Here is a 25692-nt window from a genome sequence, read left to right on the forward strand (position 1 = left end):
AAATGAAGGACGTTTGCATGCTGCTTTACAATCACATCGTACCCCTGAACCGGGATAATCACCGCAATCTGAAAATCCAGACTGGACTGGGTACCGCGGCATTTGCCCGCGATACCCACTATGTGCCGCTGGCCGGCAGCGAGTTTTTCCAGGCCGCACGTGACTACCCGATTGTCTTCGCCGGTGAGAAATCCGATGAGCTGGGTGCAGTGGCACTGCTGGGTTTGCGTCAGAATGAGAACCTGTTTCTGGATGACAAGGATGCCTGGCGCGAGGGCTGTTATGTGCCTGCATTTGTTCGTCGTTACCCTTTTGTGCTCGCCCAGGGTGGCAAAGATGGCGATTACACCGTGTGCCTGGATGATAGCTTCCAGGCCTTCTCAGAGGAGGAAGGTGAACCACTTTTTGACGACGAGGGTAAGGATACTGAGTACCTTAAAGGCGTTATCAATTTCCTGAATGGCTATCGCGCGGAAATTGATCGCACAAGGCAATTTACCCAGAAATTGAACGAATTGGATCTGCTGGTAATGCGCGAAATTCGTGTTTCGAACCGGGAACAGAAACATTACCTGCTGCGGGACTTAAAGATTGTAGATGAGTCCAAGTTACGTGAACTAGACGATAGTACTCTCGGGCAGTTGAGCCGAGATGGATACTTGGGTTGGATTTACGCTCATCTCATGTCAATTGGCAACGCCAGCCGGTTTCCGCAGTATATGCCTCAAAATGTGGGCGAAGCGGAGATTGCTTGATACTTGTGGGCCTCTCGGTTACCACAGCGGAGCCGGCAGCTAAATATACTTAACTGCCCATCCCATCTTAGGTGGCCGCCCAGGCGGTCACCGAATTTGATAATAAAGTCATTTAATGTTGGCTTCTAATCTCGAATCCTTGGACGGCGATAGGTCGATGACATGCATGGATTCTCAGTAGAGCCTAATGGAAGATTACTGATGGATTTAATGCTAAGTCCAAACTTATTGTTCAGGGCTTTGCCCCCCAAATTACTAAATTTTCCAGCTGTGAGACAGCTGTTCACAGTTGGCCCAAGGCTTTGTTGTACGAAAGTATTGATAAAGATTAAAGAATTAACTTGATAGCAGCATACTGTATAAAAGGTAACGATATGACACTTAAGAAACTTCCATTAGCTCTTGCTCTTGCTGGATTCATTGGCTCTCCATTTGCTATTGCAGACGTAGGATATGGGTTAAGTTTAAGTTATATTTATGGACCTGGAGGTGGCTGGGCAGTTGGGCCAAAGCTTTTCTCTGACGACAAAGAGGATAAGTTTGTCGGTTCATTGGGTGTGGATTATATGCTCAATCAGGGTACATGGCGCCCAAATGTTGGAATTGGTTATCAAAAAGACAACGTATTTGGTAATGCCAATGTTGGATATAACTATTCATCTAATAACTTTAATTTCGGTATAGGTGTTGGTATTACGAATACGGATGAAGACAATCCTGCTCTTCCTCGTCCTCCAGAAGGCCCAGAACCAATCCAAATAGCCCCAGGAGACAATGGCCCCGCCCTTAGCCAACCCTAGGTCAAGTCTAATGCTGTAAATTGGAGTAAAACTGACCCGTAAGCGTCCGGGATTAGTAGACCACTACACTCACTGTCAATTGAGTTTTAATGCTCTCAAATATCGTTTGTTTAGAGTGTTTTCTGACTTGAGTGTGTGGTTGGCGGAGACCTGATGCTGATCGGCAAGGTTCACACTCAATCGCGTTCCTGTAGAGCAGAGGTCTTGGGTTGAGGCATCTGACGACGGGCAATGGATACGACCCAGCGGCTGCAGAGCAGGGCGATCATTAACAGGAGCAGGGTTTGTGCTGCGAAAACAGCGTGAAAATACCAGCGATATTCGGTGCTGACAGCGCGGTTGGCGGCAGCCAGAGGGGCTGAAAAGCGGGAGTCCTCCAGCAATTCGGATAAGGATAGTTTGGCTGCTTCGGCATAGTCGCCCAAGGCACGTTCGCTGATGGCGAGTGCAGCTTGAGCGCGCAGAAAGTGTCCGGTGGCACGGGCCGTGGCATTGACGGCCAACATCATGCAGCCACAGAGTACTACCACTATAAAAGCCTTGATATGCATGGTCAGTCTCTTTAATAGATTCTCTTTAACCGATTGATAAGCCCACGGGTGACTTTGCCATTAATTGCTTTTGCCATAGGGACAATACAGGCCATTGGCACAGGATCTGGACCATGGGCACCGGACTCTGTCGCTGACTATTTACGCTGGCTTAGGCTGCTTCATGCCGCGCTGCAGGTGCAGGTGATACCGCAGGATGTCTGAGTTTGAGCTGTTTGAAGTACCGGGACAGACCATATTCGCCGCCGATCAACAGCAGCAGCACGAGCAGCTGGATGCCGACCGCCATGTAATAGCTGGACCAGATGCGCGATACCTGCTTTTTGACGAAATCCAGCAGGGCCTGGGCATTGAACAGGGTGTCCAGGGGTTCATGGACTATCTCGTTGATGACGTCCGGGCTCAGGTAGGTGTACTTGTTTGCGCTGGTAGCGACAACGCGGGGCACGATGATCTCATCGACGGCCCAGATCAGTATCCGTTCACGTACGATTTCCACGGATGTTTGTGCCAGGCGTTGACGCCAGTTCAGGTCATCGGGGTTGTCGTAGATAGCGATGGGGTTGGCGTCAATAAAGTCATGGGCCATCAGAATCAGCATGTCGCGCATGGACATTGAGGCCAGCTCGGTCGGGTCACGCTCGGGTGCTGTTTGGCTCATGTGGGTGTAGAAGCTATGCATCATCGACAGGGTGTGTACTTGCACCGCATCGTGCTGGCGATCTATTTCGCGGTGGATCTGCTTTTCTGTGGCATAGAGCATGCCGGCCTGAAAGCCGAGGAAGCCACCCAGGCAGGGCAGGGCAAGAAAGTAGAGTTTCAGCAATAGATGGTGCCAGCGGTTATTGCGTCCCAGAAAGCCGCCTTTCTGTAGCCAAATGACCAGAACAAGGCCACCCACTGTGCCCAGCAGAATGCCGCTGGAGACATTGAAAAACACCAGCCAACCATCAAGGTTGGCCCAAAAGTCAGCTACAAAGTCCTTGGTTGAATCCACTGTACACGTCCTTATGCAGTGCCCCTGAAGTCAGCTTGCTCCAGCGGCTGATAGTAAAATCAGATGCCAGCCATGTGCCGCTCTCCAGTGATATGGAGGCAAAGTGACATGGTTTCATGGGCTGCGAGATTATCAGATTGCCCGGCGGTTTTCTGAACCCTTGTTACATTTGTGAACCATGCACGCTCTGGATCACGGACATGCCAGCCACTGAGCGCTGTACCTCCTCACCAAAGATCGACAGCCTAAGCATAAAGCTGTCATCGACCGGTGCATGCAGGGTGAGCGGCTGGCCTGTTATGGGGTGGGTGAGGGTCATGCCAGTGGCGGCCAGCATCAGCCGAGCGTAGCCGAAACGTTCGGCAAAATAGTGGTTGTGCTTGGTGCGGCCGTAATTGGTATCGCCAATGATGGGATGGCTGATGTGCTGCATATGTCGTCTGAGCTGATGCTTGCGTCCGGTTTCCGGCTTCAGCACGACCAGACTGTAGCGGCTGCAGGGGTAACCTTCGATGCAGACGGGGATCTCGGCTTTCGCCAATCTGTGAAAGCGGCTGCGGGCTTCGCGGATCGGTAATGCAGTGTCGTTTTGTCGGCGATCCGTGGCGTGCTCACGCAGGGGGTGGTCTATAAGGCCGCTGTCCGGCGTCCAGCCGCGCACCATGGCCAGGTATTCCTTGGTTACCTCGCCAGCCATCAAGGCTTTGCCGATCAGGCTGGCGGTGTGTGCATCACGGGCAAACAACAGCAGACCCGAGGTGGGGCGGTCCAGCCGGTGCACCGGGTAGACATGGTCTCCGCCGTTCAGTGCGCGGGCATATTGCAGGGCGAATTCGGTTTCGTGTCGGTCGATCGGGCTTCGATGCAGCAATAACCCGGTGGGCTTGTGGACCGCCAGCAGCCACTGATCACGATAAACTTCGGTCAGTGGATTACTGGCGGCGGTTGCGTCCGAGTTACTCGGTTTTGTCATGCGTGGGCTCGGGCACCTGGTCTGTCTGAGCCGATTCGGCTTGAACCTGTTCGTGCTCTCCTGGGAGGACAATCACGCTGTCGGTCAGCGGCTGACCATTTCGTGCGTCAGCAGAGAGGCTCCAGGCAGCAATAAACAGCGCAGCAATCAGCGGCCCAATGACAAAGCCGTTCAGACCGAAGAGCGCCAGGCCACCCAGGGTGGAAATCAGAATCACATAATCAGGCAGCTTGATGTCCTTGCCGACCAGCGTGGGACGTAACACGTTATCTGCCAGACCAATGACAATGGCGCCGAAGGCAGTGAGTACCGCGGCTTGCCAGATGGCGCCGGTGGCCAGAAAGTAGATGGCGACTGGCCCCCAGATCAGGCTGGCACCCACCGCAGGCAGCAGCGACAGAATGGCCATCATCACACCCCAAAGCAGTGCACCTTGAAGGCCCAGCACCCAGAAAATAAAGCCACCGAGCAGGCCCTGCACTGCGGCCACCGCAATATTGCCTTTGACCGTGGCTTTAACCACCATGGTGAACTTGGTCAGCAGGTGCTGCTTGTAGACTTCACTGAGGGGAATGGCGCGCTTGATATGCTGTGACACGGTGGTGCCATCGCGCAGCAGGAAGAAGAGTAGGTACAGCATGATGGCGAAGCTGACGACAAAGCGGAAGGTATCCTGACCCACGCTGAAGGCTTTAGTGGCGAGAAACTGGCTGATCTGCTGGGCGCCACTGGCCAACTGTTCCTGCACACTGGATATGTCGGTCATGCCAAAACTGGCCAGAATATCCAGTGCAGGCTGGGGCAAGGCCTGCATGATTTGCTGGAAGTATTCGCCAAAGTTGACGTTGCCTGATTCGATGCGCTCATAGAGTGCGGCACCTTCGTTGACCAGCGCGCCGGCCAGCAGGGTAACGGGCAGGATAACCATCATCAGAATCAGCATCAGGGTGATAAAGGCTGACAGACCTTTGCGTCCCTGAAGTCTGGCTTCTACCCAGCGCTGTACCGGTTGAAAGATGATCGCCAGGATGGTGCCCCAGAAAACGGCACCGTAGAAAGGCAGTAACAGCCAGACGAAGGCGATGGACACCAGCGTCAGCAGCAGGATAAAGGTTTTTTCTTCCGTTCGAACGTTCATCATGGCGCGTCCATTTGCAGTTTGTTCAAGGGGCTAACGATAGGGTATTGCTCAGCTCCAGTCACCTAAATGAATGCGGCTGGCTGGGCTGTTTGCGGGTGCGGCTTGCTTTGGCTTTTTCGGTTTTTTCGGTTTCTTGATTAGTTGGCCATCCAGTGACGTCTGCGGCAGGCGGTGCTCCGGGGTAAAGCCGGCTTCATCCCGTCGATCCAGCAGGCGCTGGAGCAAGTGTTCTATGTTGGCTAGCTGTCGTGCTTCATCTGCGCTGACCAGGGAAATGGCGGTACCGTCACTGCCAGCTCTCCCACTACGACCAATGCGGTGAACATAGTCTTCAGCCTTGAGCGGCAAATCGATATTGATGACCATCGGCAGTTGTTCTATATCCAACCCCCGTGCGGCGACATCGGTGGCCAGAAGCAGATCAATCTCGCCTGACTGAAAGCGATTTAAAGCGCGCAGTCGAGCGGGCTGTGGGCGGTCGCCATGGATCAGGTCAACGTTGATACCTAACGCCTGTATAGCGGGCAGAAGTTGTTCAAGTGTCTGGCGATTTTTACCGAAGGCCAGCACGCGCGACCCTTTGTGCTGTCGCAGCAGGTGTAATAAGAGCTCGCCCTTGCGCTTACGATCAACGGGTATGATCCACTGGCTCAGGGTGCTGGCATCCAGTTGCTGCGGGCTGATATCCAGGCTGACTGCTTCCCGTGTCAGGTGGCCAGCCAAGTCGCGCACAGCGGGGCTGAGGGTGGCGGAAAACAGCAGCGTCTGACGCTGGGCCGGCAGCAGCCGCTGAAGGGCGTGCAGCTCGTCGGCAAAGCCCATATCGAGTAAGCGATCGGCCTCATCCACGACCAGTATCTGTAGCTGCCTGAAATGCACGGCGTTGCTGCGCTGCAGGTCGAGCAGGCGGCCGGGCGTGGCAACCAGCAGGTCAACGCCCTTGCGCAGGGCCTGCATCTGCGGGTTGATGGACACGCCACCGTATACGGCCAGGCTGCGCAGTGGCAGGCCCTGTGCGTATTGGCTGATGCGCTGCTGCAGCTGCACGGCGAGTTCGCGGGTAGGCACCAGGATCAGTGCGCGGACAGCGTTGCTGGCGACGCGAGGGCCTTGTTGGCTCACGTTTTGTAAGAGTGGCAAGGCAAAGGCGGCGGTTTTTCCGGTACCGGTCTGGGCGGCGGCAATGAGATCGCGGCCCTGCAGAATAAGCGGAATAGCTTGTGTCTGGATTGCAGTAGGGCTGCTGTAGTCCAGTGACTGCAACAGGGGTTGGATCAGACCGAGTTGGGCAAAGGGCATGGTGTTGGATGAGGTCGGAAACGGGTACACAGTGTACCTGTTTGTCTCACGAGAGGGTAAAGGAGACGGAGCACGCCGAAGCGGCTCCGTCGAGGTCATTATCTAACTTTTACCAAGCGCCGCCTGGCGTGCGAGAAAGTCTTCCTGTAGCAGTGCATCGGCTTCTGCTACAGGCGCTTCATCGAGGGGCAGGGGCGTTGAGGTAGGACGGGTTTCAAGCCGGCCCATCAGATGTTCAAGTGCGTGACGCGCTTTGCTGGCCGCGCCGTTGACTGCCTGCTCAAGGGATTCGGCCTTGTGTTTGACTGACAGAGCCTGGTGACCCTTGGGGCGCAGTTCAATCTGGCAGCGCTTGTCGTCGGCACCGCCTTTGTGTGCGTTGTCATCACTGATATGGATTTCAATGCGTGTGAGGTAGTCATCGTAGTGATCGAGTTGATCTGTGACGGCTGCGGTGACCCATTCATGAAGCCTGGTGCTGCCTTGAATATGCTTGCTGTTTACCTGTACTTGCATAGTCGATTCCTTGCTTTGATGTACCTACTAGATCTGAGAGCAGTGCTGAAACAAAGTTCAGTCACCGGCTCAGCATTTTTTGCTTGGTACTGTAATGAGCATAGCTGGATTAGCGGCGCGGGTCAGGTTGATCGATGGATAATCTGCAACTGACAGCAAACGCGGGGGACAGCGCAGGGCCAGTGCACTGCGAGGCAATACAGAGCGCCTTTTTCATGGGGCGCCGGCATGATGCTGACGAGAATGTGGGCTGGGGCATGGGCGGCCCGGGGGCCGCCGCAGGCACTGTCAGGCCGAGGCTTCAGCCTCATAGTTGGCGTAGGAGTGTTTCAGGGTGGCATGGTTAAGCAGCATTTCGGCTTTCAGTTTGGTCCCGCTGGCATCAAAGATCCGTGAGCGAACCCAGTAGGACTCGGTGCGTTTGCTCTCGGACAGGGCCACGACTTCACGGCGAATCAGGTAGTCTTCGCCGACAAACAAAGGCCCGTCGATCATGCGGATTTCCTGGTCGGCAAACAGACCGATTACCGGTTGCTTGACCGGGAAGGCCGCCTGCTTGCTGGTGTATTCAGCCAGCACGCTGACCATTTCCAGGGGGATTATGGCGCGGCCCCAGGGTGAACTGGCAGCGTCTGAATACCAGGGCGAATTTTCGGTGATGCCATCCAGTTTCTGCGTCAGTGAAAAGGGGTACAGGTTGCCCATGTGCTGGTCGGCGTCCATGCGAACTTGTTCGCCCTCGGCACCCTGCATACCGACATGCAGATCGGCCATGATCACCAGTTTTTCCGGTGCGCGCAGTTTGGCCATACGCTCGTCCAGCAGGCTTGGCCCGTCATTCGGACCCAGACTGGCAGAGGCTTCCAGTACCGGCGTGCCGTCGGCTTTCTCGGCCCAGGCCCGCACTTTGGTGGCGCCGGGCTTGGGCAGTTCGACAAAGGCGCGAACGGTTTCACCTTCCACCACCATGTTCTGGAAGTGAGACGAGAAACAGCCGCGCTCGAACCAGTCCTTGCCCCAGATATGGGCCAGCAGCGGTACAAACTGACTGAAGTGGGTGGGCCCCTCAATTGGACCGGCACGGAAGCCAAGCTTTTCGGCCATGCTGTCGTCGTGAATCGAGGTATGACCGCTGTATTCCTGGTCGGCCAGCATTTGTTTCGGTTCGCGCAGCGGACCGCAGATGAAAAGGGGCGTATCGAAGCTCATTGGGCTGTCCTTGAAGTCGTTGTCTTAGCCGTTCAGCATGCCGGCCAGGCGTTGGCGAATGATGCCTTCAGCTTCGGTCATGATGCGCTCAACCAGTTGCTGAACTGTCGGCACGTCATGTATCAGGCCAGCCACCATGCCACAGGACCAGGCGCCAGCATCCATATCACCGGTTTTCATGATGCGCGGATAGACGCCGGCGACTTCATCAACGATATCTTCAAATTTCAGATCAGCGCCCAGGCGACGCTCTTTTTCCAGTAGGCGCTCGACCGCTCCATTGACCATGACGCGCTCGGTATTACGCAGGGGGCGCATGACCAGACGGGTGTCCAGTTCACTGGCGGCGACAATCGCCTTTTTGACGTTCTCGTGGACGGGCGCTTCCTGGGTGGCAATAAAGCGCGTACCCATGTTCATACCTTCCGCACCCAAGGCCAGGGCAGCGGCAAGGGAGCGACCATCGGCCATGCCACCGGAGGCGACAAAGGGAATGCTCAGCTCTTCAGCCGCGCGGGGCAGCAGAATGAAGTTGGGGACGTCGTCTTCACCGGGGTGACCACCGCACTCGAAGCCGTCGACGCTGACTGCATCGCAGCCAATGGCTTCTGCCTTCAAGGCATGCCGCACCGCGGTGCACTTGTGAATGACCTTGATGCCGTGCTCCTTGAGGATAGGCAGCCATTTCTGTGGATTGTTACCGGCGGTTTCCACCGCTTTGACACCGCCCTTGATGATGGCGTCGATATAGCCCGGATAATCGGGTTGCTTCACCGAGGGCAGGAAGGTCAGATTGACGCCAAAGGGTTTGTCGGTCATCTCGCGGCAACGGCGGATTTCCTCGGCAAGCGCCTGTGGGTTGGGCTGAGTCAGGGCGGTGATCATGCCCAGACCACCCGCATTGGCAACCGCCGAGGCCAGCTCGGCATAACCGACGTGGTGCATACCACCTTGAATAATCGGATGCTGGATACCAAAGAGTTCAGTAATTCGGGTTTTCATGGCGCCTCGCTGTTGCTGTTGAACAGTGGCCCAGCAGGGTGCTGGGTCTAAAAATGACTACCGAGTTTAGGCGGGCCGGGGTTAAACAGGCAAATGGCTTTGACTCGTTGTTGCCCGGGTATTCAGCAGCTTGATAGCTCGACAGCACGTGAAGCTAGCGCAGTTGTTTCTGCTTGTACGGGGGTTGGCGTTGACAGATGCTGCAGGCTGACTCATTCAACCTCGGCCAAGTCATGTGAGCGAATGCGTTCATAAGCGCCTTGCAGCGATTCGACCAGCTCACGTGCCTGGGGTGTTTGCCGGGAAATGATCATGGCGAGCGGCCATTCATTCAGTAGATTGCAGTCCAGGTTGGCCACTGGATAGACCTTCAGTGCTTCTTCAATGGGTTGCGCAAAATGGATCAGGTAATCACCTCGATCCTTTTCCAGCAATTGCAAGGCGGCGATGTGATTCGGCGCCACAATGGGCATGCGGCTGCCGTTTTCAAATAGATAATCAAGCTGATCGCGATAGGTATAGCCGCGTATGAGGATTAGTCTGGCATCCCCCAGCTCAAGGGTGGTGGAGATCCTTGGGGTGCCCTCGCGGGCGAAGGCGCAGAGCTTCAAGGTGACATCCAGTGGCGCGGTTTCGAGTGTCGTGTCACTCAGCACCGGAACGGCCTGCGAGCCCGGCCAGAAGTCGATTTCACCCGTACCCAAATTACGGTAGATACGGTTGATCGGGTATTCCTTCCAGACCAGACTGATACCCGCCTCGGCGGCAATTTGGTTGCTCAGCTCTATAATCTCGCCAGCGGGATTACCCTCCAGATCGGTATAGGCCAATGGTGGGAAATTGATATAGGCCGCATTCAGAACGCGCGCAGCTGTATCGGCCATGGCGGACAGACAACTCGTAGCCAGAGCCAGGCTCAGGCCAATGTGGGCGCACAGGTGTCGCATCATGATTATTATTATCTTAATCGGGGTGGCTAAAGCCCGTGCCAACAGCCGATTCTAGGCGCTATCTGATGTCCTTAGACACTATAGCGCATTTTTTCAGATGCTCTCGGCTACTTACTGCCAGTCGTAGCACATGGCCAGACCGCCGCCCTGCGCCAGACAATCATACAGCTCACGTTCACGACCTGAACTGCGCATGCAGGCACTGTGGCTCAGGGATCGTCCGGCCTGCTCCAGGCTTCTGAGCTGGGTGTCATATTGGGAACGGCTGATGTATCCGTCGGTATGGTTCTTGCGCAAGATGCTCTTCAGGTTGGGTACATCATAGTCGGCGTACTCCATGACCTTGCGACAATCATCGCTGCGACTGCTGTTGCTGGATGCTGTGGCACTGGGCTGATCCGAGCCATTTCTGCTGTCATTACTGACCGAAGAGGACGACGCTGTATCAGTCTCTGTTCTGGGAGCAGGCGCTGGGGCGTCGTAGTTCAGGCGCACGTCAACCGGTTCTATCGCTTGTTGAGGGGGCGGGGTAGAGCTGAAGTGCAGCTGTCCGTTTTCATCAGTCCATTTGTAGACTTGGGCAAGGGTCAGAGGGCTGGCTAACAGTGCGCTGATCAGTAGCGCAATCGAACATGTTTTCAACGGATCAATTTCCTTGTAATGATCTGGCCCGGGTAATGTCGTTTTTTGCGTCTGGACTGTCAATCTTGGAATGGTGGCCAAGCTTGAATTTGGCCCTTTTGGCATGAAACCTGATCAGGCTGTGTCTTGTCGGGATTCAGTCGTATAGTGTTACTCAGGCAGCGGACCTTGCACTATAGGTGCTTAACTTTTTATTTATCTATTTCAATAAAATCAAGACTATAAAACTGGAGATTAAAGCTTTATGGGAGAAGCAAAAAGGCGTCAATCGGCGGGTGAGCCAAGTCCGTTGCAGCACCGCCAGCGTCAGCGTCAAGGGCTGGTCTGGGGTGGTGCCGTGCTGGTGCTGGCGATTCTGGTGGGCGGTGCACTCTGGTTGTCCAGTCCTGATTTGGGCCCGTCTGTTGCCTTGCCACAAGCGGCGGAGGGAGCGGGCCCCTTCCCGTCGGAATTCGATCGTTTTGCCACGCAACTGGGCAGTCCCGATGCGCCCGTTGTGGTGCGTGAGTTTGCCGATTACCAGTGCCCGGCCTGTGCCGCATTCGCCACAGTACACCCACGTTTGAAGTCCGAGTACATTGATAGCGGCAAGGTACGGCTGGTATTTTTTGAACTGCCGCTGGCGCAGCATCGTCATGCCCTGGTAGCTGCTCAGGCGGCACGTTGTGCTGGTGACCAGGGAGATTATTGGGGCATGCATGATCGCCTGTTCGAGCAGCAGTCCGCCTGGAGCAACGCCAGTGACCCAACCCCTATGCTGCTTGACTTTGCCGCCGAGCAGGGACTGCATGAGATTCGCTTTGAGCGCTGCCTGACTCGTGAACACCAGCTTGAGGCCGTTCAGAACAGCCTGGGCGTTGCCCGACAGTTGCGCATTGCCAGTACGCCAACTGTCATAGTCAATAATGTACCGCTGACGCGTCCGGGCTGGGAGCAATTGTCCGGCGTCATAGAGCAACAGTTGCAGGGGCAGCCTTGAGAGGCTGCTTTGTTTTGATCATGACAGTCAGAATGGCCTGATTCTCACACTGCACAGGGATGACCCATGGATTACAAAGCAACCGCGAGCCGTTACAGCAGCAGGACGGCTGATGGTGACGATTCACAGAAGCGCCTTGCCGTGTTGATTGATGCGGATAACGCCAGAGCCTCGATCATCGATGCGATATTCGAGGAGGTGGCCAAGTACGGCATCGCCAGCGTAAAGCGCATTTATGGCGACTGGACCGGGCCACAGTTGGGCAGCTGGAAGAAGGTCCTGCTGGATTATTCGATCCAGCCCATTCAGCAGTTTGCCTATACCAAGGGTAAAAACGCGACCGACAGTTCGCTCATTATTGATGCCATGGATCTGCTCTATACCGGCCGCTTCGACGGCTTTTGCCTGGTATCCAGCGACAGCGACTTTACCCGTCTGGCGGCTCGCCTGCGCGAGGAAGGGCTGACGGTTTACGGCTTTGGCGAGAAGAAAACACCGTCGCCCTTCGTGTCTGCCTGTGACAAGTTCATTTACACAGAGATTCTTCGCGAGGCGACCGAAGACAACCTTGAAGTTGCCGGACGCCAAGGGCAGTCGGCAAGTGCGGATACACCTGAGCCACCGCCTGTCAGTAGCAAAAGTAATGAGCAAAAGAAGCCTGTTGCGTCGGTCGAAACCAAAAACAAGGCACCGGTGGGTTTTATCGCCAAGGTAATTGATGATATTTCCGATGATGAGGGCTGGGCCAATCTGGGGCCAGTAGGTAGCAATATCAGTAAGCTGCGGCCGGAATTTGATCCCCGACTATACGGACATAAGAAGCTCAGCGATCTGGTCAGAGCCTTTCCGAAAAAGTTTCAACTCGAGGATCTTAATAAAACCGGCGGCAAGGGCCTGCGCGTTAAAAATCGTTGAGTTATTCGTCAAAAGCGCTAGTCAGTCGGGCAGCGCAAAAGCCGCATGGAACAGGACCATGAAGAAAATAATGCTGGTGTTGTGCGCACTCGCGGTTTACCAGCAGTGGGGCACAATTGAGCGCTGGTTTCACCCTGCACCCGAGATCGTTGCTGGATCACAGGAGGTGGTTCTTTATTCGGCTGCCTGGTGCGGCTACTGCGACAAGGCTCGAGAGCAATTAACCCGCCAGGGTACGCCTTTTCAGGAGATGGATATTGAGTTGTCCGCAGAGGGGCGGCGTCAGTATGACGCCCTGGGTGGTCGAGGTATCCCATTGTTGAAGGTGGGCAGCAGGCTTATTCATGGCTACAGCGCCAGTGAAATCAGCGCATTGGCACCCTGAAGGCTTTGCTGCTTTGCTCAGGGCTAGTGTGCTGGAGATTGCCAAAGGCAAAGGTCGCAATTGCACGACCTTTGCCTGACAGGCTTCACAGCACATTGTCGAGAATGGCGTAGACAATACCTGTCGTCACCGCGACCAGGATCAGATCGCGTCCACTGCTGTGCCACTCATAGCCAGCATACTGAGGCAAATGGCGCGCATGGGCATGTCCCAATCGGTGACCGTAGCCTCTCGGCAGTGGTCGCCCTTGCACAATAATCACGTGGGGAGCCCGTGCATGACCACGGCTTACGTGGTGACGATGCGGGTAGAGGTGCTGACGAATCACATGTACAGGCGGAGGACTACGGTAACCCTGCCTTTGATTATGGGAGCGCCCGCCATGGCCTCGGTGTTGTTCATGGCCACGTTGATGTGCACGGGGCTCATGTCTGTGATGCCGTGATTCCCATTGTTGATGGTGGTGTCTGCTCTCATGCTGTCGGTAATCTCGATGGCGGTCGGGAGAGGCAAAGGTCGGTGAGCTGAAAAGCAATGCGGCAACGCAGGCGGTAGCCAATAGGTAATGTGATTTCATGGTGTCGTTCCTTCGTGGTTTCCGGGGTGCACCGGCGAGGACTGCATGAACAGTGTCTTGCCGGTATGTCCCTGTGACCGTGAAAATCGGCTAAAACGCTGGCTGTAAAGGCATATTTACCTATCTTTACACTAGGCTGTAATGACTTATGGCCATGACGGTTTAGACTCAAAAGCGTGAGACAAAGACGCTTGGCATTCGATGGCAGAATGCTATAGTTGAGTTGGGCTCGTTGAGATGTAACAAGAAATGTGTGAAAGGATGCGGCGCTTTTATCCTTTTATTCGTCCATGAAGTGCGGTCTGCAAACCTAGCTGCCGTTATTTTTTATTTTGAATAAGGAGTTGAATCGTGCGAATTCAAAAAGGGATTCTTCTGTTGTGCGCGATGTTCTTTTCGTTGTTTTCCCTGTCTTCAATGGCTGAAGACTATTATGTGGATGTGACGAACAATACCGGTTTCACCATCATGAATTTGTACGTCAGTCCTGCCGAGGCCGATGACTGGGAGGAGGATGTGCTGGGTAAGAAAGTCATGCATACTGGTGACACCAAACGGGTCAACCTGCGTGGTTATTCCAGCCCGGTATTTGATATCAAGGCGGTAGATGAAGACGGTGATAGCTACACCTTCTGGGATGTGAATGTGGCGCGTCGCGACCTGACTATCACCCTCGACGACCTCGACTGACTCCACCACCCTCAAGCCTGATGGGGCAGGGTACTGTCCCTCAGGCTAATGCTCAGTAGTTTTGACGATCCTGTTTTGCCTGCCATGCCCTGAAGGGTGCCTCTGCTTGTTCAATCTCCATGTGATACAGCCCCAGTTTATCCGCCCAGACCGGTTTTGCCTGCCCATAGAGCTGTTCAGCCATGGCGCCATCTGAAAAGCCCGCGCGATCGGCCGTCAGTTGCGAGGCGGCGTAGATAATACGAGGAATGTGCGCCCATTGCGCGGCGGCCAGGCACATGGGGCAAGGTTCGCAACTGGCATACAGAGTACTGCCGGGTATATGCGGGCTAGCCTGCAACAAGGCAGCCTGGCGTATAGCTTCAACTTCGGCATGGGCGGTCGGGTCGCAATTCAACGTGACGCGATTTGCCGCTCTGGCAATTACCTCGTCGTCCTGAACCACCAAGGCACCGAAGGGGCCGCCGCCGATCTCGACTGACTCAAGGGCGAGTTGAACGGCTTCAAGCAGGTACGCTTTATCAGCGTCGCTGGGTGGGGGCTGATTCACGCTGTTGCAACTCCTCGTTGTCGTGTTGTTCACGCTGCTGGTCTATGACATTGCCACTGAAATACATCTCCAGTCGCAGACTCAGCGCCCAGCGCGGCGCAAAATTGGCCTCGCGGGGAAAGTGCAACTCCGGGATGATGTCTGCGAACAAAATGTCTTTGTGCAGATTGCGCCGGTATTGAGTCAGAAGGAAGTAATCATTGATGCGTGGGTTCGAGGCGCTGTTGCCGACCATAACGGCCGCGTAGCGCATCGCACTGCGCCGGCTAAGGCGTTGGTTGATTTCAGCTGACTCCGAGAACTCCAGCGTGTCTTCATCTTCCTGCCATTGAATATTGGTCAGAAAGCGCAAGTGGCGAGTGTCATCCAATGTCTTGCCAATATCCCAGCGGCTGCGAGCTGAGTAGCCATCACTGTTAAACCAGGACAAGCGATTGTAGGACTCGAGTTGCCAGGGGCCCTGACCCAGATTCCACAGGCGCTCGGTGCTCAGGCGCAGGTAAGGGTCCAGTGGTAGCCGGAACTTGACCCCGGCGCCCACCCGGGTATCCCAATGACGGGTCTTGTCCTTGTCACTGAGACGGCTCAAGCCGATGACGGTGCTATCGGTGCTGGTCTGATCATTGCGCAAGCGGTTTGACCCCTGTTCGCTGAGCGTACCGCGTGACTCCTCAGGTTCGCTTTCAATGATCAGCCGCAAGCGCTCCTTGGTTGTTGGCAGATCGAGCTTGAAGCGAATGCTTGGGTCGGTATTGAAGCCTTCTGATTCTTCCCATTCAAAATCGGTGCCGATGCGCAGGTAGGATTTATTTCTTACTGCACGACTTTCATCATCACTGCCAAAAAAACCATCCAGATTGCGCGAGCTTGAGTCCACCCAGCGCGACACCCCCTCGTGCATGGGACCGATGCGTTCCACTGTCCAGTCGGGCAGGTCCGAATCGTCTGCCATCAGGCTGCCGGCGAAGATCAACAGCATGACAAGGAGGGGGGCTGTGCGCATTGAATGCCTTTTGTTTGTTACCTATTCTGACTATAGCTGTTCTCTGAAACTTGAGCCTGCTGCAGGTCAATGCACAGCTGAATACGTGCATGAAAGTGATGCAGACATGATTATTCACGATTAAAAAAGGGCAAGATTGTTGTGCACTGTCCATAATTCAATTTGACCTGCATTTGCGGATAACCGCCTGGGAAACAGAACAATGACAGCACTGCAAAAACCACATCCGTTGCAACGCCGTACCAGCAGCCATAGAACGCCTTTACTGACAGGCAAGCATCCCGAGTTGAAGCGAGCCGAGCTCGCAGACTACTTTGTCCAGGTGTTTGACCGTTATACCGGTTTGTTCGACACCCTGAGCTGCGATGAGGCCTTCTATCAGAAGCCCATTTCCCTGCGTCACCCGCTTATTTTCTACTTTGGTCATACTGCCACCTTCTTTGCCAATAAGCTGGTGCTTGCCAAGTTGCTGCCAGCGCGCATCGATCCCCGGCTTGAGTCGATCTTTGCGGTGGGTGTTGACGAAATGAGCTGGGACGATCTGGATGAGGCCAACTACGATTGGCCCACTGTGGCAGAGGTGCGTGATTACCGCGCCAGCGTCAGGGCGGCCGTACTGAATCTGATCGACACTCTTCCTTTGAGCTTGCCGATTGACTGGGCCAGCGCCTGGTGGCCGATCATCATGGGCATTGAGCATGAGCTGATTCACCTGGAGACCAGTACGGTGTTGATTCGTCAGCACAAACTGGCCTACGTGCAACCGCATCGTGATTGGCAGCCTTGCCGCCAGCATGGCAAGGCACCTGTCAATGAGCTGGTGGCTGTCCCCGCCGGGCAGGTACAGTTGGGCAAGCCTCATCAGGCTGAGCGTTATGGTTGGGATAACGAATATGGCTTGCACATTGCTGAATTGGAGGCCTTCAAGGCTAGTCGATATCTTGTCAGCAATGCTGAATTCCTGGCGTTTGTGGAGGCCGGTGGCTATCGAGAGGCCAGTTTGTGGTGCGAAGAGGGGCTGAAGTGGCGAGCCTTTACCCAGGCTGAATATCCGACCTTCTGGGTCAAGGATACCAGCTGGCATTTGCGGCTGATGACCGAGGTGGTACCCATGCCCTGGGACTGGCCGGTTGAAGTCAACTGCCTGGAGGCGCGCGCCTTCTGCCGCTGGAAAGCACGCGAAACCGGAGAGCCTATTCGTCTGCCGAGTGAGGATGAGTGGTATCGACTCTATGATCTGGCCGGGCTCGAAGAGCTGGCTGACGAGACTGCCAATGCCAATCTGCACCTGGATCATTTTGCCTCATCCTGCTCTGTCACCCGTTTTCGTCACGGCGATTTTTTCGACGTGGTGGGTAATGTCTGGCAATGGACCGAGACGCCGATCTATCCCTTTGACGGCTTTGAGGTTCACCCACTGTATGATGACTTCACCACGCCGACCTTTGATGGCCAGCACAATCTGATCAAGGGTGGGTCATGGGCGTCCTGCGGCAATGAAACATTGCGTAGCGCCCGTTACGCCTTTCGTCGGCATTTCTTTCAACATGCGGGGTTCCGTTACGTGTCATCCACTCAGCAGGTTCAGGCGCCCAATGCCTATTACGAAACGGACAGGCAGTTGTCCGAGTACGCCGAATTTCATTATGGCGACAGTTATTTCAATGTAGCCAACTTCCCCAAGGCGCTGGCTGATCTGGCCATTCGAGTGCGTGGTGACAAGCCTGCGCGCACTGCGCTGGATCTGGGCTGCGCATCGGGACGCTCCACCTTCGAACTGGCCAGGCATTTTGACCAGGTCACCGGTATTGATTTCTCAGCCCGCTTTATCGGACAGGGTGTCGAGATGGCGGAGCAGAGCGTCCTGCGTTATACCCTGACCGAGGAAGGCGAGCTGGTTTCCTACAAGACGGCTACATTGGCCGATCTTGATCTTGAGCAGACCGCCGGCAAGGTAGCCTTTTATCAGGGTGATGCCTGTAATCTCAAGCCGCAGTTCAGCGGCTACGACCTGATTCTGGCGGTCAATTTGATTGACCGCTTGTACAATCCAAGCGCCTTTCTGGCCGCGGTGCATGAACGCCTTGCGTCAGGGGGTACGCTGGTCCTGGCCTCGCCCTACACCTGGCTTGAAGAGCATACGCCGCGTGAACAATGGATAGGCGGCTTCAAGAAGGACGGTGAAAACCTGACTACCCTGGAAGGGCTGAAAGCCCTAATGGAGCAGCATTTCACCCTGGCGACTGAGCCGCAGAAAGTTGAATTTGTGATACGAGAAACGCAACACAAATTCCAGCACAGCCTGTCGGAAGTCACTGTATGGGAAAAGCGTGATTGATAATGGATTTTGACCAACCGCTTGACCGTTCTGCAACCCAGTCGGTCAAGTTCGATGCCCGTCAGGCGGTGTTTGGGCGAGATGATGTTATCCCGCTTTGGGTTGCGGATATGGACTTTGCTACTCCGCCTGCGGTAACAGAGGCATTGCTCGCCCGGGCGGCCCACCCGGTGTTGGGCTACAGCCTGTTTCCCGAGTCATTGTATCAATCGATGATCGACTGGTTTGCCCGGCGTCATGACTGGCAGATCGAGCGTGACTGGATCGTCATGGCGCCGGGCGTGGTGCCCTCAATGCATGCTGCGGCGCTGGCGTTTGCCGCGGAAGGTGAGGGCGTTATCATCCAGCCGCCGGTCTACCCGCCGTTCTTCAGTTCAGTTGAAAAGACCGGGCGCAAGGTCTTGGTCAATCCGTTGCGCTGTGACAACGGTCGTTACAGCATGGACCTCGAACAGTTGGATAGCTGCGCTGCGCAGGGTGCGCGCATGCTGATGCTGTGTAGCCCGCACAACCCGGTGGGCAGGGTCTGGCAGGAAGATGAGCTGAGGGCATTATTGGCGGTCGTGCGTAAACATGACTTGCTGGTGCTGTCGGATGACATTCACTGCGATCTGCTCTACCCCGGACAACGCCATACTATGCTGGCGCGTCTGGCTGAACCGGGTGACCGCATCATCACGGCGGTGGCGCCAAGCAAGACCTTCAATATCCCGGGGCTGGGTCTATCGGCGATGGTCATCCCCGATCCGCAACTGCGCAGCAGCCTGCGCGCCGTTTTTGATCGTCTGCATATGGAACAGGCCAACCCTTTCAGCATCGTCGCCTTTGAGGCTGCTTACCGACACGGTGAGGCCTGGCTGGATGCTTTACTGGGCTACCTGATTGAGAATATCCGCTTTGTGCGGGGGTATCTCGCTGAGCATCTGCCACAAATACGCTGCACCGAGCCCGAGGGTACCTACCTGTTGTGGTTGGATTGTCGTGGGCTGGGGATGTCGGATGTCGAGCTTAAGCGCTTTTTTGTCCGCGAGGCGGGTCTTGGGCTCAACCCAGGCGTCAGCTTTGGCCAACAGGGTAGCGGTTATATGCGCCTGAATATTGCGACCCAACGCGCGGTGCTTGCCGACGCGATGGGCAAGTTGCGCCAAGCGGTAGAGGCTTTAACTGTAAAAAACTGATCCTTACCCATTGGCGGTTTTTTCTACGCAGTGCATTATTCAAATTATCGTCAAGCCCTGACTCATCAGGGCTATCTATCGGCATGGATGTCCGATACCCCCCCCCAATCTCGAATCACATCAAGGGTTGACCGCATCCAGTTGTTTTAAAGGCAGCACCGGAGCACGTTCACTGTTCCGGAAAATGACAGATGTGTCAGCTCTTAGTCGTACTGACCGTTGTATCTGGCATGACTTATCTGAAACGGAATATTCAGGATAATCAGTCTGTTGGAGACATCTTATGATCAAGCCCGCAATATCGTTGTACCAGAGTCAGAATGTTGTGCTGTTCTTCAAGCGCGGTGACGTTTATCACTACGATTTTATTAAAGGAGCGGTAGTCGGTTCAGCAAAATCCGTGATGAGCGCCTTTGTCGGTGTGCCCGCGCATCCTTCTGCTGTGGTTCAGGGGCAGGGCGACAGGCAGGACAAGTTATATTTCTTTTTTGGTCAGCAGTATTACCGTTTTGACCTGAAGCAATCGCGCGTAGATCAGGGTTACCCTGCTTCTACTCGTGATCACTGGCGCGGTATGACTTTTACTCAGATTGATGCTGCATTTACCAGTAATAACCGAAAGATGTATTTTTTCTCTGGGGATGAATACATCCGCTACGATTTTATCAATGGCGCAGACCCAGCCTACCCAAAGAAAATTCGCGACCACTGGCCGGGTATACCGGACAATATTGATGCGGTCATTCTTGGATTTGCTGATCGTGCGCACAAGGCTTACTTTTTCAAGGGTTCGCAATACTACCGATTCGATCTGAACAGCAGCAGTGTTGATTCGGGCTACCCGCAGGCCACTCGACCAATGTGGCCGGGCTTGCTGACCCATCTGGATATTCCACGTCAGACCAAAATGCCCTTTGTTCTGCGTATTGGTGCCATGGGCCTTGATCGCACCTGGGGTTTGGAAAGGCCAAGTGCAAACCTTGATTGGAGTGGAGCGGGCAGGACCTATCTACCTTTCGTAGCGGGTGTGGTAAGGGATATCTGTCAGGATAGTAAAGACCGGATTTTGTTATTGATTGATGCGGGCCGCCCCCTGCACTGTCAGGTAGTGCGCCTGTTGCCGAGCGGGCAACGGGATTTCGCTTTCGGTGCTCAGGGCATCGCTGACGTGACTGTGGCCCCGATTGAGTCACGCGCTCCGTTGCGCCGTGCTTTTCCGGTGGCGATAGACTGTGGTTTGGATGACGACCCGGTGGTAGGGATAAATATCGAACATGATATTCGCCGTGGTACTGCGCACGGTGTCTTTTCTCATATGCATGTCCGAATGAAAAGCGCAGGAAAGGTACTCAGGTCTTTTTGGCCGACCACTATTGAGGGTAACGAGACCTTAACCGATATCAAGGTAACCCCCCTCAATCGCGTTTTCGTTGCGGGATTGCGCAATAAGGGCCTGACTGGAGCGGTCGACGAGTTTATAACCTGCTATGAAGATGGCGCACAATATGACCTGGGTGATTGGCCGGTAAATGCAGGCTTTATCGGGAACGATACGCTGATTGATATTACTGCGCAGTCGGGTCGCAAGGTGGTGCTGGGCAAGGACGTGCTTGGCCGGGTGTATGTCGCTGTTGTCTGGTCTGACAAAAAGCAGATTCACCTCTGGCGGCTGACAGATAAAGGGCAACGCGACACTTTTTTTCCGCATCGTGAACTGGCCATGCCGGATAACGCGCTGACACAGCATGGCGCTATTCGCTTCGAGTTCTCTCAAATCCATGGTGCTATTTATTATCAGACGGGCAATGGCTACGAGCAATGCTTGTGTTTTGATTATGAGGGTCGAGATATGTCTATCCGGCCACAGATTGCCGAGCTCAGTTTCGGCTTCCCTCCAGCCTGGGTTTACTTGGGTAGTAACCTGGGTGTGAATCGTGTTGATTCGCGCCAAAGCTCATCATTTCAGAACTTTATCGGCGAGCAGGAAAGTCACCGCTTCAACCTGTCTGCTACCAGCAGGAAAGTTGATCAGCTAATTGTTGCAGGCGAGGCTGATATTCGTACCGGGGGCGTGTCAGGGCTGACTGCACGGCCTGACTTTTTGCCGAGCTTGCATGGCTTCCGGTTTGTTAATCGCATGTTCCCCGGTGTATTCATGAGCCTGTTGGAATTCAATGCCCAAAGCGAGCTCCTGAAAGTGGGCGCTTCGAGTGAGTGGTCGCTATGTGGCGGGATGGCTCAGGCAGCGGCCGACTATTTTCACCATGGCATGCCTGTGCCGGATTTTGTTGCGGCTCCGCCCACAGGTGGGGTGATGCTCAACTACATTATTGAGCGTCAAAAGGCCTCGTTCACTGCCGGTGCAAAGGGAGCTCCTACGACGCTCGATTTACTGAATGTACAACTGTCGAGTTTTTTGAGTCTGGCAGATAACGATCCCTTCTCTGCAGCTTATACCCAAGTTCAGCCAATCGCGCCCACAGTAGCGAACTTTATAGCCATGTGGTCTTGGGAGAAGGGCCGAAACCGCACGGCTAGTTGGCGAGAGCAAACCAGTTTCAGGGAGTGGCCAGCAATCAAGGCAATGGTGGATCATTACGGCTTCGCTCAGCTCGGGCTGTGTTATGCGACCCGGGCGCGGGGTGGAAAGATCCATGATAATCATCAGGTGCTGGTAACGGGATACCAGACCGTAGCGGGGACAGATAATGAGATGGCGTCCCTGACTATTTATGACGCCAATCACCCTGGACTTGATAGCCTGGTAATCCGCGCCAGGCGCAAGGAAGAAACCTGGATAGATACCGGTTCGCGTCGTAGCACGAAAATCTATGGCTACGAGCTCACCCAGAGCACGCTTGCTGGGACTGCTCCAAGGCCAGTCTACGGCATGTTCCTGATACCGATGCTACCTGCCAAGCCCCCAGCTGACTGGCATCTCTAGACAGATCAACTATTCCTTCCAAGGCCGAACTGCAATTCGGCCAGCCGGGCATACAGCGAGTTGCTTTCTATCAGTTCGCTGTGTGTGCCGATCGCCAACAATTTGCCTTGATCAATCACTGCGATGCGGTCTGCTTGGAGCACAGTGGCCAGTCGATGGGCGATGACCAAGGTAGTGCGCCCCCCGGTCAATGTTGGCAGGGCCTGTTGGATCAGGTGTTCACTTTGCGCATCCAGGGCGCTGGTGGCCTCGTCGAGTAGCAGAATCGGTGCATCAGTCAGCAGCGCTCGGGCTATCGCGAGCCGCTGTTTCTGTCCACCGGACAGCCCCAGTCCGGCATCGCCCAGGGCTGTGTCGTAACCCTGTGGCATCCTCATAATGAACTCCTCGGCATGAGCCGCTCTGGCTGCTGCAACGACTTGCTCGAGCGTGGCATCGGGGCGTCCATAACGAATATTGTCGGCGACACTGCCGTAAAATAAAGCAGGGTTTTGAGAGACGAGGGCAAAACCGCGGCGAAGATCCTTCGGGTCGAGCTGTCGGATATCGCATCCGTTTAACAGTATTCGGCCTTCGGTTGGATCAAAGAAGCGCAGGACCAGGTCCAACAGCGTTGACTTACCCGCGCCTGATGGACCCACCAGTGCCAGGGTTTCACCGTTATGCACTTCAAGGCTTAGTTGGTCCAGTGCCTTCACTTCGGGTCGTGATGGATAGCTAAAGCTCACGGCGTCAAAACGAATATCGCCGGTTATCTCCTCAGGTAAATGACATAAGCCTTCGCTGGGTGAGGCAATTTGCTGTTCGCTACGCAGTAGCTCCATGATCCGCGCGCCCGCGCCTGCGGCACGCTGCAACTCGCCTATGACCTCACTCAAGGCCCCGGCCGAAACGCCAACGATCAGGCTGTAGAATACAAAGGCGGCGAGCTCTCCTGGGCTGATGCGCCCGGCAATCACATCCATGCCGCCGACCCAGAGCATTACGCCAATCGCGCCCAGCACCAGCAGAATAACGGCGAAGGTCAGCCAGGCCCGTTGGCGAATGCGCATGCGCGCCACATCAAACGCCTCTTCAACCACGCCAGCAAAACGGCGCTTGTCTTGGTTCTGGTGGTTGTAAGCCTGGACGGTCTTGATCTGCCCCAGAATCTCGCCGACGTAGCTACCGACATCGGCTACCCGATCCTGACTCTTGCGCGACAGGCTGCGGACCTTGCGACCAAAAAAGATAATGGGCGCGACGACCAGGGGGATAGCTAGCATGACGATACTGGTCAGCTTGGGGTTGGTAATGAACAACAGAATGATGCCGCCGATCAGCATCAGCAGGTTGCGCAGGGCGATCGACACAGAAGAGCCAATGACCGATTGCAACACGGTGGTATCAGCGGTCAGTCGCGATTGTATCTCCAGCCCGCGATTGGACTCGTAGAAGCCAGGATGCAGCTCGATCAAGTGATCGAACACCTCGCAACGCATATCGGCTATCACCCGCTCACCAATCCACGACACCAGATAAAAGCGTGCAAAGGTTCCTGCGGCTAGCGCCAGTACCAGCACGGCAAAAAGTGCCACCGACTGGTTCAGCAAGGTCTGTGATCCGGTACTGAATCCCAGGTCGATAAGCAGGCGCAGCCCTTGCCCCATAGACAGGGTTATGGCCGCTGTAAAAACCAGTGCCAGCATGGCGCCAAGGACCCTGGCGCGATAGGGGCGCAGGTAATGCAGTGTCAATTGCAAGGCTTTCTTGTGCGTGGCTGAGCCAGCGTTCATGGGCTTTCTCGTCGTGATTCAAGGGACTTTATGCTACGCTTATTTTTGATCTTTTCCCGATTAATTGATTCCTGGAAACCCCTCAGATGAGCTCACGAAATATCTGGACGCACAAGGGCACTTTCTTGCTGGCAGCGGTTGGTTCGGCAGTTGGACTTGGCAACCTGTGGCGCTTCCCATACCTGACTGGTGAAAACGGTGGTGGTGCGTTCATTCTGGTCTATGCCCTGACCATTGCAATGGTCGGTATCCCGATACTGATAGCGGAAACCTTGCTGGGCCGCGCCAGCCGCAGAAGTCCGATATTGGGTATCAAATACCTGACAGAGAGTCACGGCACCAGTCGTGGCTGGCAAACCATCGGCTGGATGGGTGCGGCGGCTGCTTTCATTATTCTGAGCTTTTATTCGGTTATTGCCGGCTGGGCCATTCATTACACATGGATCATGTTCAGTGGCGAGTTGGCCGGCGCCAACGCCGAGGTGATTGGTGAGGCGTTCAACACCTTGCTGGCGTCGCCCGATAAACTGCTGCTTTATCACACGCTGTTTATCGGCGTATCCGGCTTGATCGTGGCTATGGGTATTCACAAGGGCATTGAAGGTGGTTTGCGTTTCATGATGCCTGCGCTGTTTCTGATCCTGCTGGTGGTGCTGATCTACGGTGTCATGGTCGGGGATGCTAGCGCTGCGCTGCGCTTCCTGTTTACGTTCAATCTGGCTGACTTGAGCCTGGAAGGCTGGCTGCAGGCGATGGGGCAATCGTTCTTTACCTTGAGCCTTGGTATGGGCGCTATCATGGCCTATGGCGCCTACATGTCTGATGAAGTGTCACTTACCCGTACGGCGATCTGGATTGCCTTTGTTGATACGCTGATCGCACTGATGGCGGGTGTGGCTATCTTTTCGCTGGTCTTTGGCAGTGGGCTGGAAGCCGCACAGGGGCCGGGTCTTATGTTCGTCAGTCTGCCGATTGCTTTCGCCGAGTTGCCAGGCGGGGCCATCTTGGGTGGCGCGTTCTTTATTCTGGTTATTGGTGCGGCACTGACTTCGGCGATTTCGCTGGTCGAGCCCGTTGCTGCCTTCCTGGTCGAGCGTTATGGCTTTAGTCGCCCGGCAGCCGTTGCAACCATGGTGGCCGGTTGCTGGCTGCTCGGTTTGCTCACGGTGTTCAGCTTCAATGTCTGGTCAGAAGACTCCTTCACCCATGGACTCTTTGGCCGCTCACCCTTTGATGTGCTGGAGCTCATTACCAATATCCTTATGCCTTTGGGTGGTCTGCTGATTGCACTCTTTGCTGGTTGGGCATTGAGCCGTGAAGAAGTACTGCGGGAAATGGCGACCAATGAGACCTGGTTTCAACTGTGGCAATTTCTGGTGCGCTTTGTTGCGCCAACGGCGGTGGCCTTTGTGTTCCTGCGGACCATTCCGCAGATCGAAGGCAACGTGGTGCCAGCGGTGCTTGCGTTACTGATGATTGGTGCCTTCAGTGCTGGTAGAACCTTTCTGGTCCGGCGCTGAACC

Annotated in this window: 24 protein-coding genes; 10 read left to right on the plus strand and 14 right to left on the minus strand. The window is 55.0% G+C overall.

What is annotated here, in order from left to right:
• Positions 1-17: 17 nt before the first annotated feature.
• Complete coding sequence (locus AC27HQ_RS14995) at positions 18-755, plus strand: SapC family protein (protein WP_487157007.1); 738 nt, start codon at positions 18-20, stop codon at positions 753-755.
• Between the two features lie 374 nt (positions 756-1129).
• Entirely contained in the window at positions 1130-1555 is a 426-nt protein-coding gene (locus AC27HQ_RS15000) for a hypothetical protein (RefSeq protein WP_487157008.1), read from the plus strand.
• Positions 1556-1731: 176 nt separating this feature from the next.
• Here the strand turns inward: AC27HQ_RS15000 and AC27HQ_RS15005 are convergent, their stop codons facing one another.
• The 10 genes from AC27HQ_RS15005 to AC27HQ_RS15050 all read right to left on the minus strand — a co-directional run bounded on the left by AC27HQ_RS15005 (position 1732) and on the right by AC27HQ_RS15050 (position 10835).
• The gene (locus tag AC27HQ_RS15005) at positions 1732-2106 is read right to left on the minus strand and encodes a hypothetical protein (protein ID WP_487157009.1); all 375 of its coding nucleotides are present in this window, start codon (positions 2104-2106) and stop codon (positions 1732-1734) included.
• A 151-nt stretch (positions 2107-2257) separates the two neighbouring features.
• Positions 2258-3103: a hypothetical protein gene (locus AC27HQ_RS15010; RefSeq protein WP_487157010.1), complete on the minus strand. Its 846-nt coding sequence runs from the start codon at positions 3101-3103 to the stop codon at positions 2258-2260.
• 163 nt (positions 3104-3266) lie between these two features.
• Positions 3267-4076: a pseudouridine synthase gene (locus tag AC27HQ_RS15015; protein WP_487157011.1), complete on the minus strand. Its 810-nt coding sequence runs from the start codon at positions 4074-4076 to the stop codon at positions 3267-3269.
• Positions 4060-5217 (minus strand): AI-2E family transporter, encoded by a 1158-nt coding sequence (locus AC27HQ_RS15020; protein WP_487157012.1) that lies wholly within the window; start codon positions 5215-5217, stop codon positions 4060-4062. The genes AC27HQ_RS15015 and AC27HQ_RS15020 overlap by 17 nt, the downstream gene beginning before the upstream one ends.
• 48 nt (positions 5218-5265) lie before the next feature.
• Positions 5266-6516 (minus strand): DEAD/DEAH box helicase, encoded by a 1251-nt coding sequence (locus AC27HQ_RS15025; RefSeq protein ID WP_487157055.1) that lies wholly within the window; start codon positions 6514-6516, stop codon positions 5266-5268.
• Between the two features lie 102 nt (positions 6517-6618).
• Entirely contained in the window at positions 6619-7032 is a 414-nt protein-coding gene (locus AC27HQ_RS15030) for an HPF/RaiA family ribosome-associated protein (RefSeq protein WP_487157013.1), read from the minus strand.
• A 288-nt stretch (positions 7033-7320) separates the two neighbouring features.
• Entirely contained in the window at positions 7321-8241 is a 921-nt protein-coding gene (locus AC27HQ_RS15035; protein ID WP_487157014.1) for a hypothetical protein, read from the minus strand.
• A gap of 24 nt (positions 8242-8265) precedes the next feature.
• A complete protein-coding gene (locus AC27HQ_RS15040; protein ID WP_487157015.1) occupies positions 8266-9243 on the minus strand; it encodes an NAD(P)H-dependent flavin oxidoreductase in 978 nt (325 codons plus the stop codon).
• 212 nt (positions 9244-9455) lie between these two features.
• Positions 9456-10193, minus strand: coding sequence for a substrate-binding periplasmic protein (locus tag AC27HQ_RS15045; RefSeq protein WP_487157016.1), 738 nt, complete (start codon positions 10191-10193; stop codon positions 9456-9458).
• 111 nt (positions 10194-10304) lie between these two features.
• On the minus strand, positions 10305-10835 hold the full coding sequence (locus tag AC27HQ_RS15050) for a DUF4124 domain-containing protein (RefSeq protein WP_487157017.1): 531 nt from the start codon (positions 10833-10835) through the stop codon (positions 10305-10307).
• A gap of 244 nt (positions 10836-11079) precedes the next feature.
• On the opposite strand from AC27HQ_RS15050, the gene AC27HQ_RS15055 reads away from it, so the two are divergent.
• The 3 genes from AC27HQ_RS15055 (at position 11080) to AC27HQ_RS15065 (ending at position 13114) form a co-directional block, all read left to right on the plus strand.
• Entirely contained in the window at positions 11080-11814 is a 735-nt protein-coding gene (locus tag AC27HQ_RS15055; RefSeq protein ID WP_487157018.1) for a DsbA family protein, read from the plus strand.
• Positions 11815-11880: 66 nt separating this feature from the next.
• Complete coding sequence (locus AC27HQ_RS15060; RefSeq protein WP_487157020.1) at positions 11881-12729, plus strand: NYN domain-containing protein; 849 nt, start codon at positions 11881-11883, stop codon at positions 12727-12729.
• A gap of 58 nt (positions 12730-12787) precedes the next feature.
• Positions 12788-13114, plus strand: coding sequence for a glutaredoxin family protein (locus AC27HQ_RS15065; RefSeq protein WP_487157021.1), 327 nt, complete (start codon positions 12788-12790; stop codon positions 13112-13114).
• Positions 13115-13199: 85 nt separating this feature from the next.
• Here the strand turns inward: AC27HQ_RS15065 and AC27HQ_RS15070 are convergent, their stop codons facing one another.
• Positions 13200-13691 (minus strand): RcnB family protein, encoded by a 492-nt coding sequence (locus tag AC27HQ_RS15070; protein WP_487157022.1) that lies wholly within the window; start codon positions 13689-13691, stop codon positions 13200-13202.
• Positions 13692-14042: 351 nt separating this feature from the next.
• Between AC27HQ_RS15070 and AC27HQ_RS15075 the strand changes: the two genes are divergently transcribed.
• Complete coding sequence (locus AC27HQ_RS15075; RefSeq protein WP_487157023.1) at positions 14043-14381, plus strand: hypothetical protein; 339 nt, start codon at positions 14043-14045, stop codon at positions 14379-14381.
• 52 nt (positions 14382-14433) lie between these two features.
• On the opposite strand, the gene AC27HQ_RS15080 is transcribed toward AC27HQ_RS15075, so the two are convergent.
• Positions 14434-14931 carry a nucleoside deaminase gene (locus AC27HQ_RS15080; protein ID WP_487157024.1) on the minus strand — a complete coding sequence of 166 codons (498 nt, stop codon included), beginning with the start codon at positions 14929-14931 and terminating at the stop codon, positions 14434-14436.
• Entirely contained in the window at positions 14903-15934 is a 1032-nt protein-coding gene (locus tag AC27HQ_RS15085; protein WP_487157026.1) for a hypothetical protein, read from the minus strand. The genes AC27HQ_RS15080 and AC27HQ_RS15085 overlap by 29 nt, the downstream gene beginning before the upstream one ends.
• 202 nt (positions 15935-16136) lie before the next feature.
• Here AC27HQ_RS15085 and ovoA point away from each other — a divergent pair, with 202 nt between their 5' ends.
• The 3 genes from ovoA to AC27HQ_RS15100 all read left to right on the plus strand — a co-directional run bounded on the left by ovoA (position 16137) and on the right by AC27HQ_RS15100 (position 22394).
• Entirely contained in the window at positions 16137-18272 is a 2136-nt protein-coding gene (gene ovoA / locus AC27HQ_RS15090; protein ID WP_487157027.1) for a 5-histidylcysteine sulfoxide synthase, read from the plus strand.
• A 2-nt stretch (positions 18273-18274) separates the two neighbouring features.
• On the plus strand, positions 18275-19450 hold the full coding sequence (locus AC27HQ_RS15095; RefSeq protein ID WP_487157028.1) for a MalY/PatB family protein: 1176 nt from the start codon (positions 18275-18277) through the stop codon (positions 19448-19450).
• A gap of 283 nt (positions 19451-19733) precedes the next feature.
• The gene (locus AC27HQ_RS15100; RefSeq protein WP_487157029.1) at positions 19734-22394 is read left to right on the plus strand and encodes a hemopexin repeat-containing protein; all 2661 of its coding nucleotides are present in this window, start codon (positions 19734-19736) and stop codon (positions 22392-22394) included.
• 5 nt (positions 22395-22399) lie between these two features.
• On the opposite strand, the gene AC27HQ_RS15105 is transcribed toward AC27HQ_RS15100, so the two are convergent.
• Positions 22400-24169, minus strand: a complete 1770-nt coding sequence (locus AC27HQ_RS15105) for an ABC transporter transmembrane domain-containing protein (RefSeq protein WP_487157030.1) — start codon at positions 24167-24169, stop codon at positions 22400-22402.
• A gap of 86 nt (positions 24170-24255) precedes the next feature.
• Between AC27HQ_RS15105 and AC27HQ_RS15110 the strand changes: the two genes are divergently transcribed.
• Positions 24256-25689: a sodium-dependent transporter gene (locus AC27HQ_RS15110; RefSeq protein WP_487157032.1), complete on the plus strand. Its 1434-nt coding sequence runs from the start codon at positions 24256-24258 to the stop codon at positions 25687-25689.
• The last annotated feature ends 3 nt before the right edge of the window (positions 25690-25692 follow it).

Source organism: Halopseudomonas sp. 4NH20-0008 (assembly GCF_057548395.1).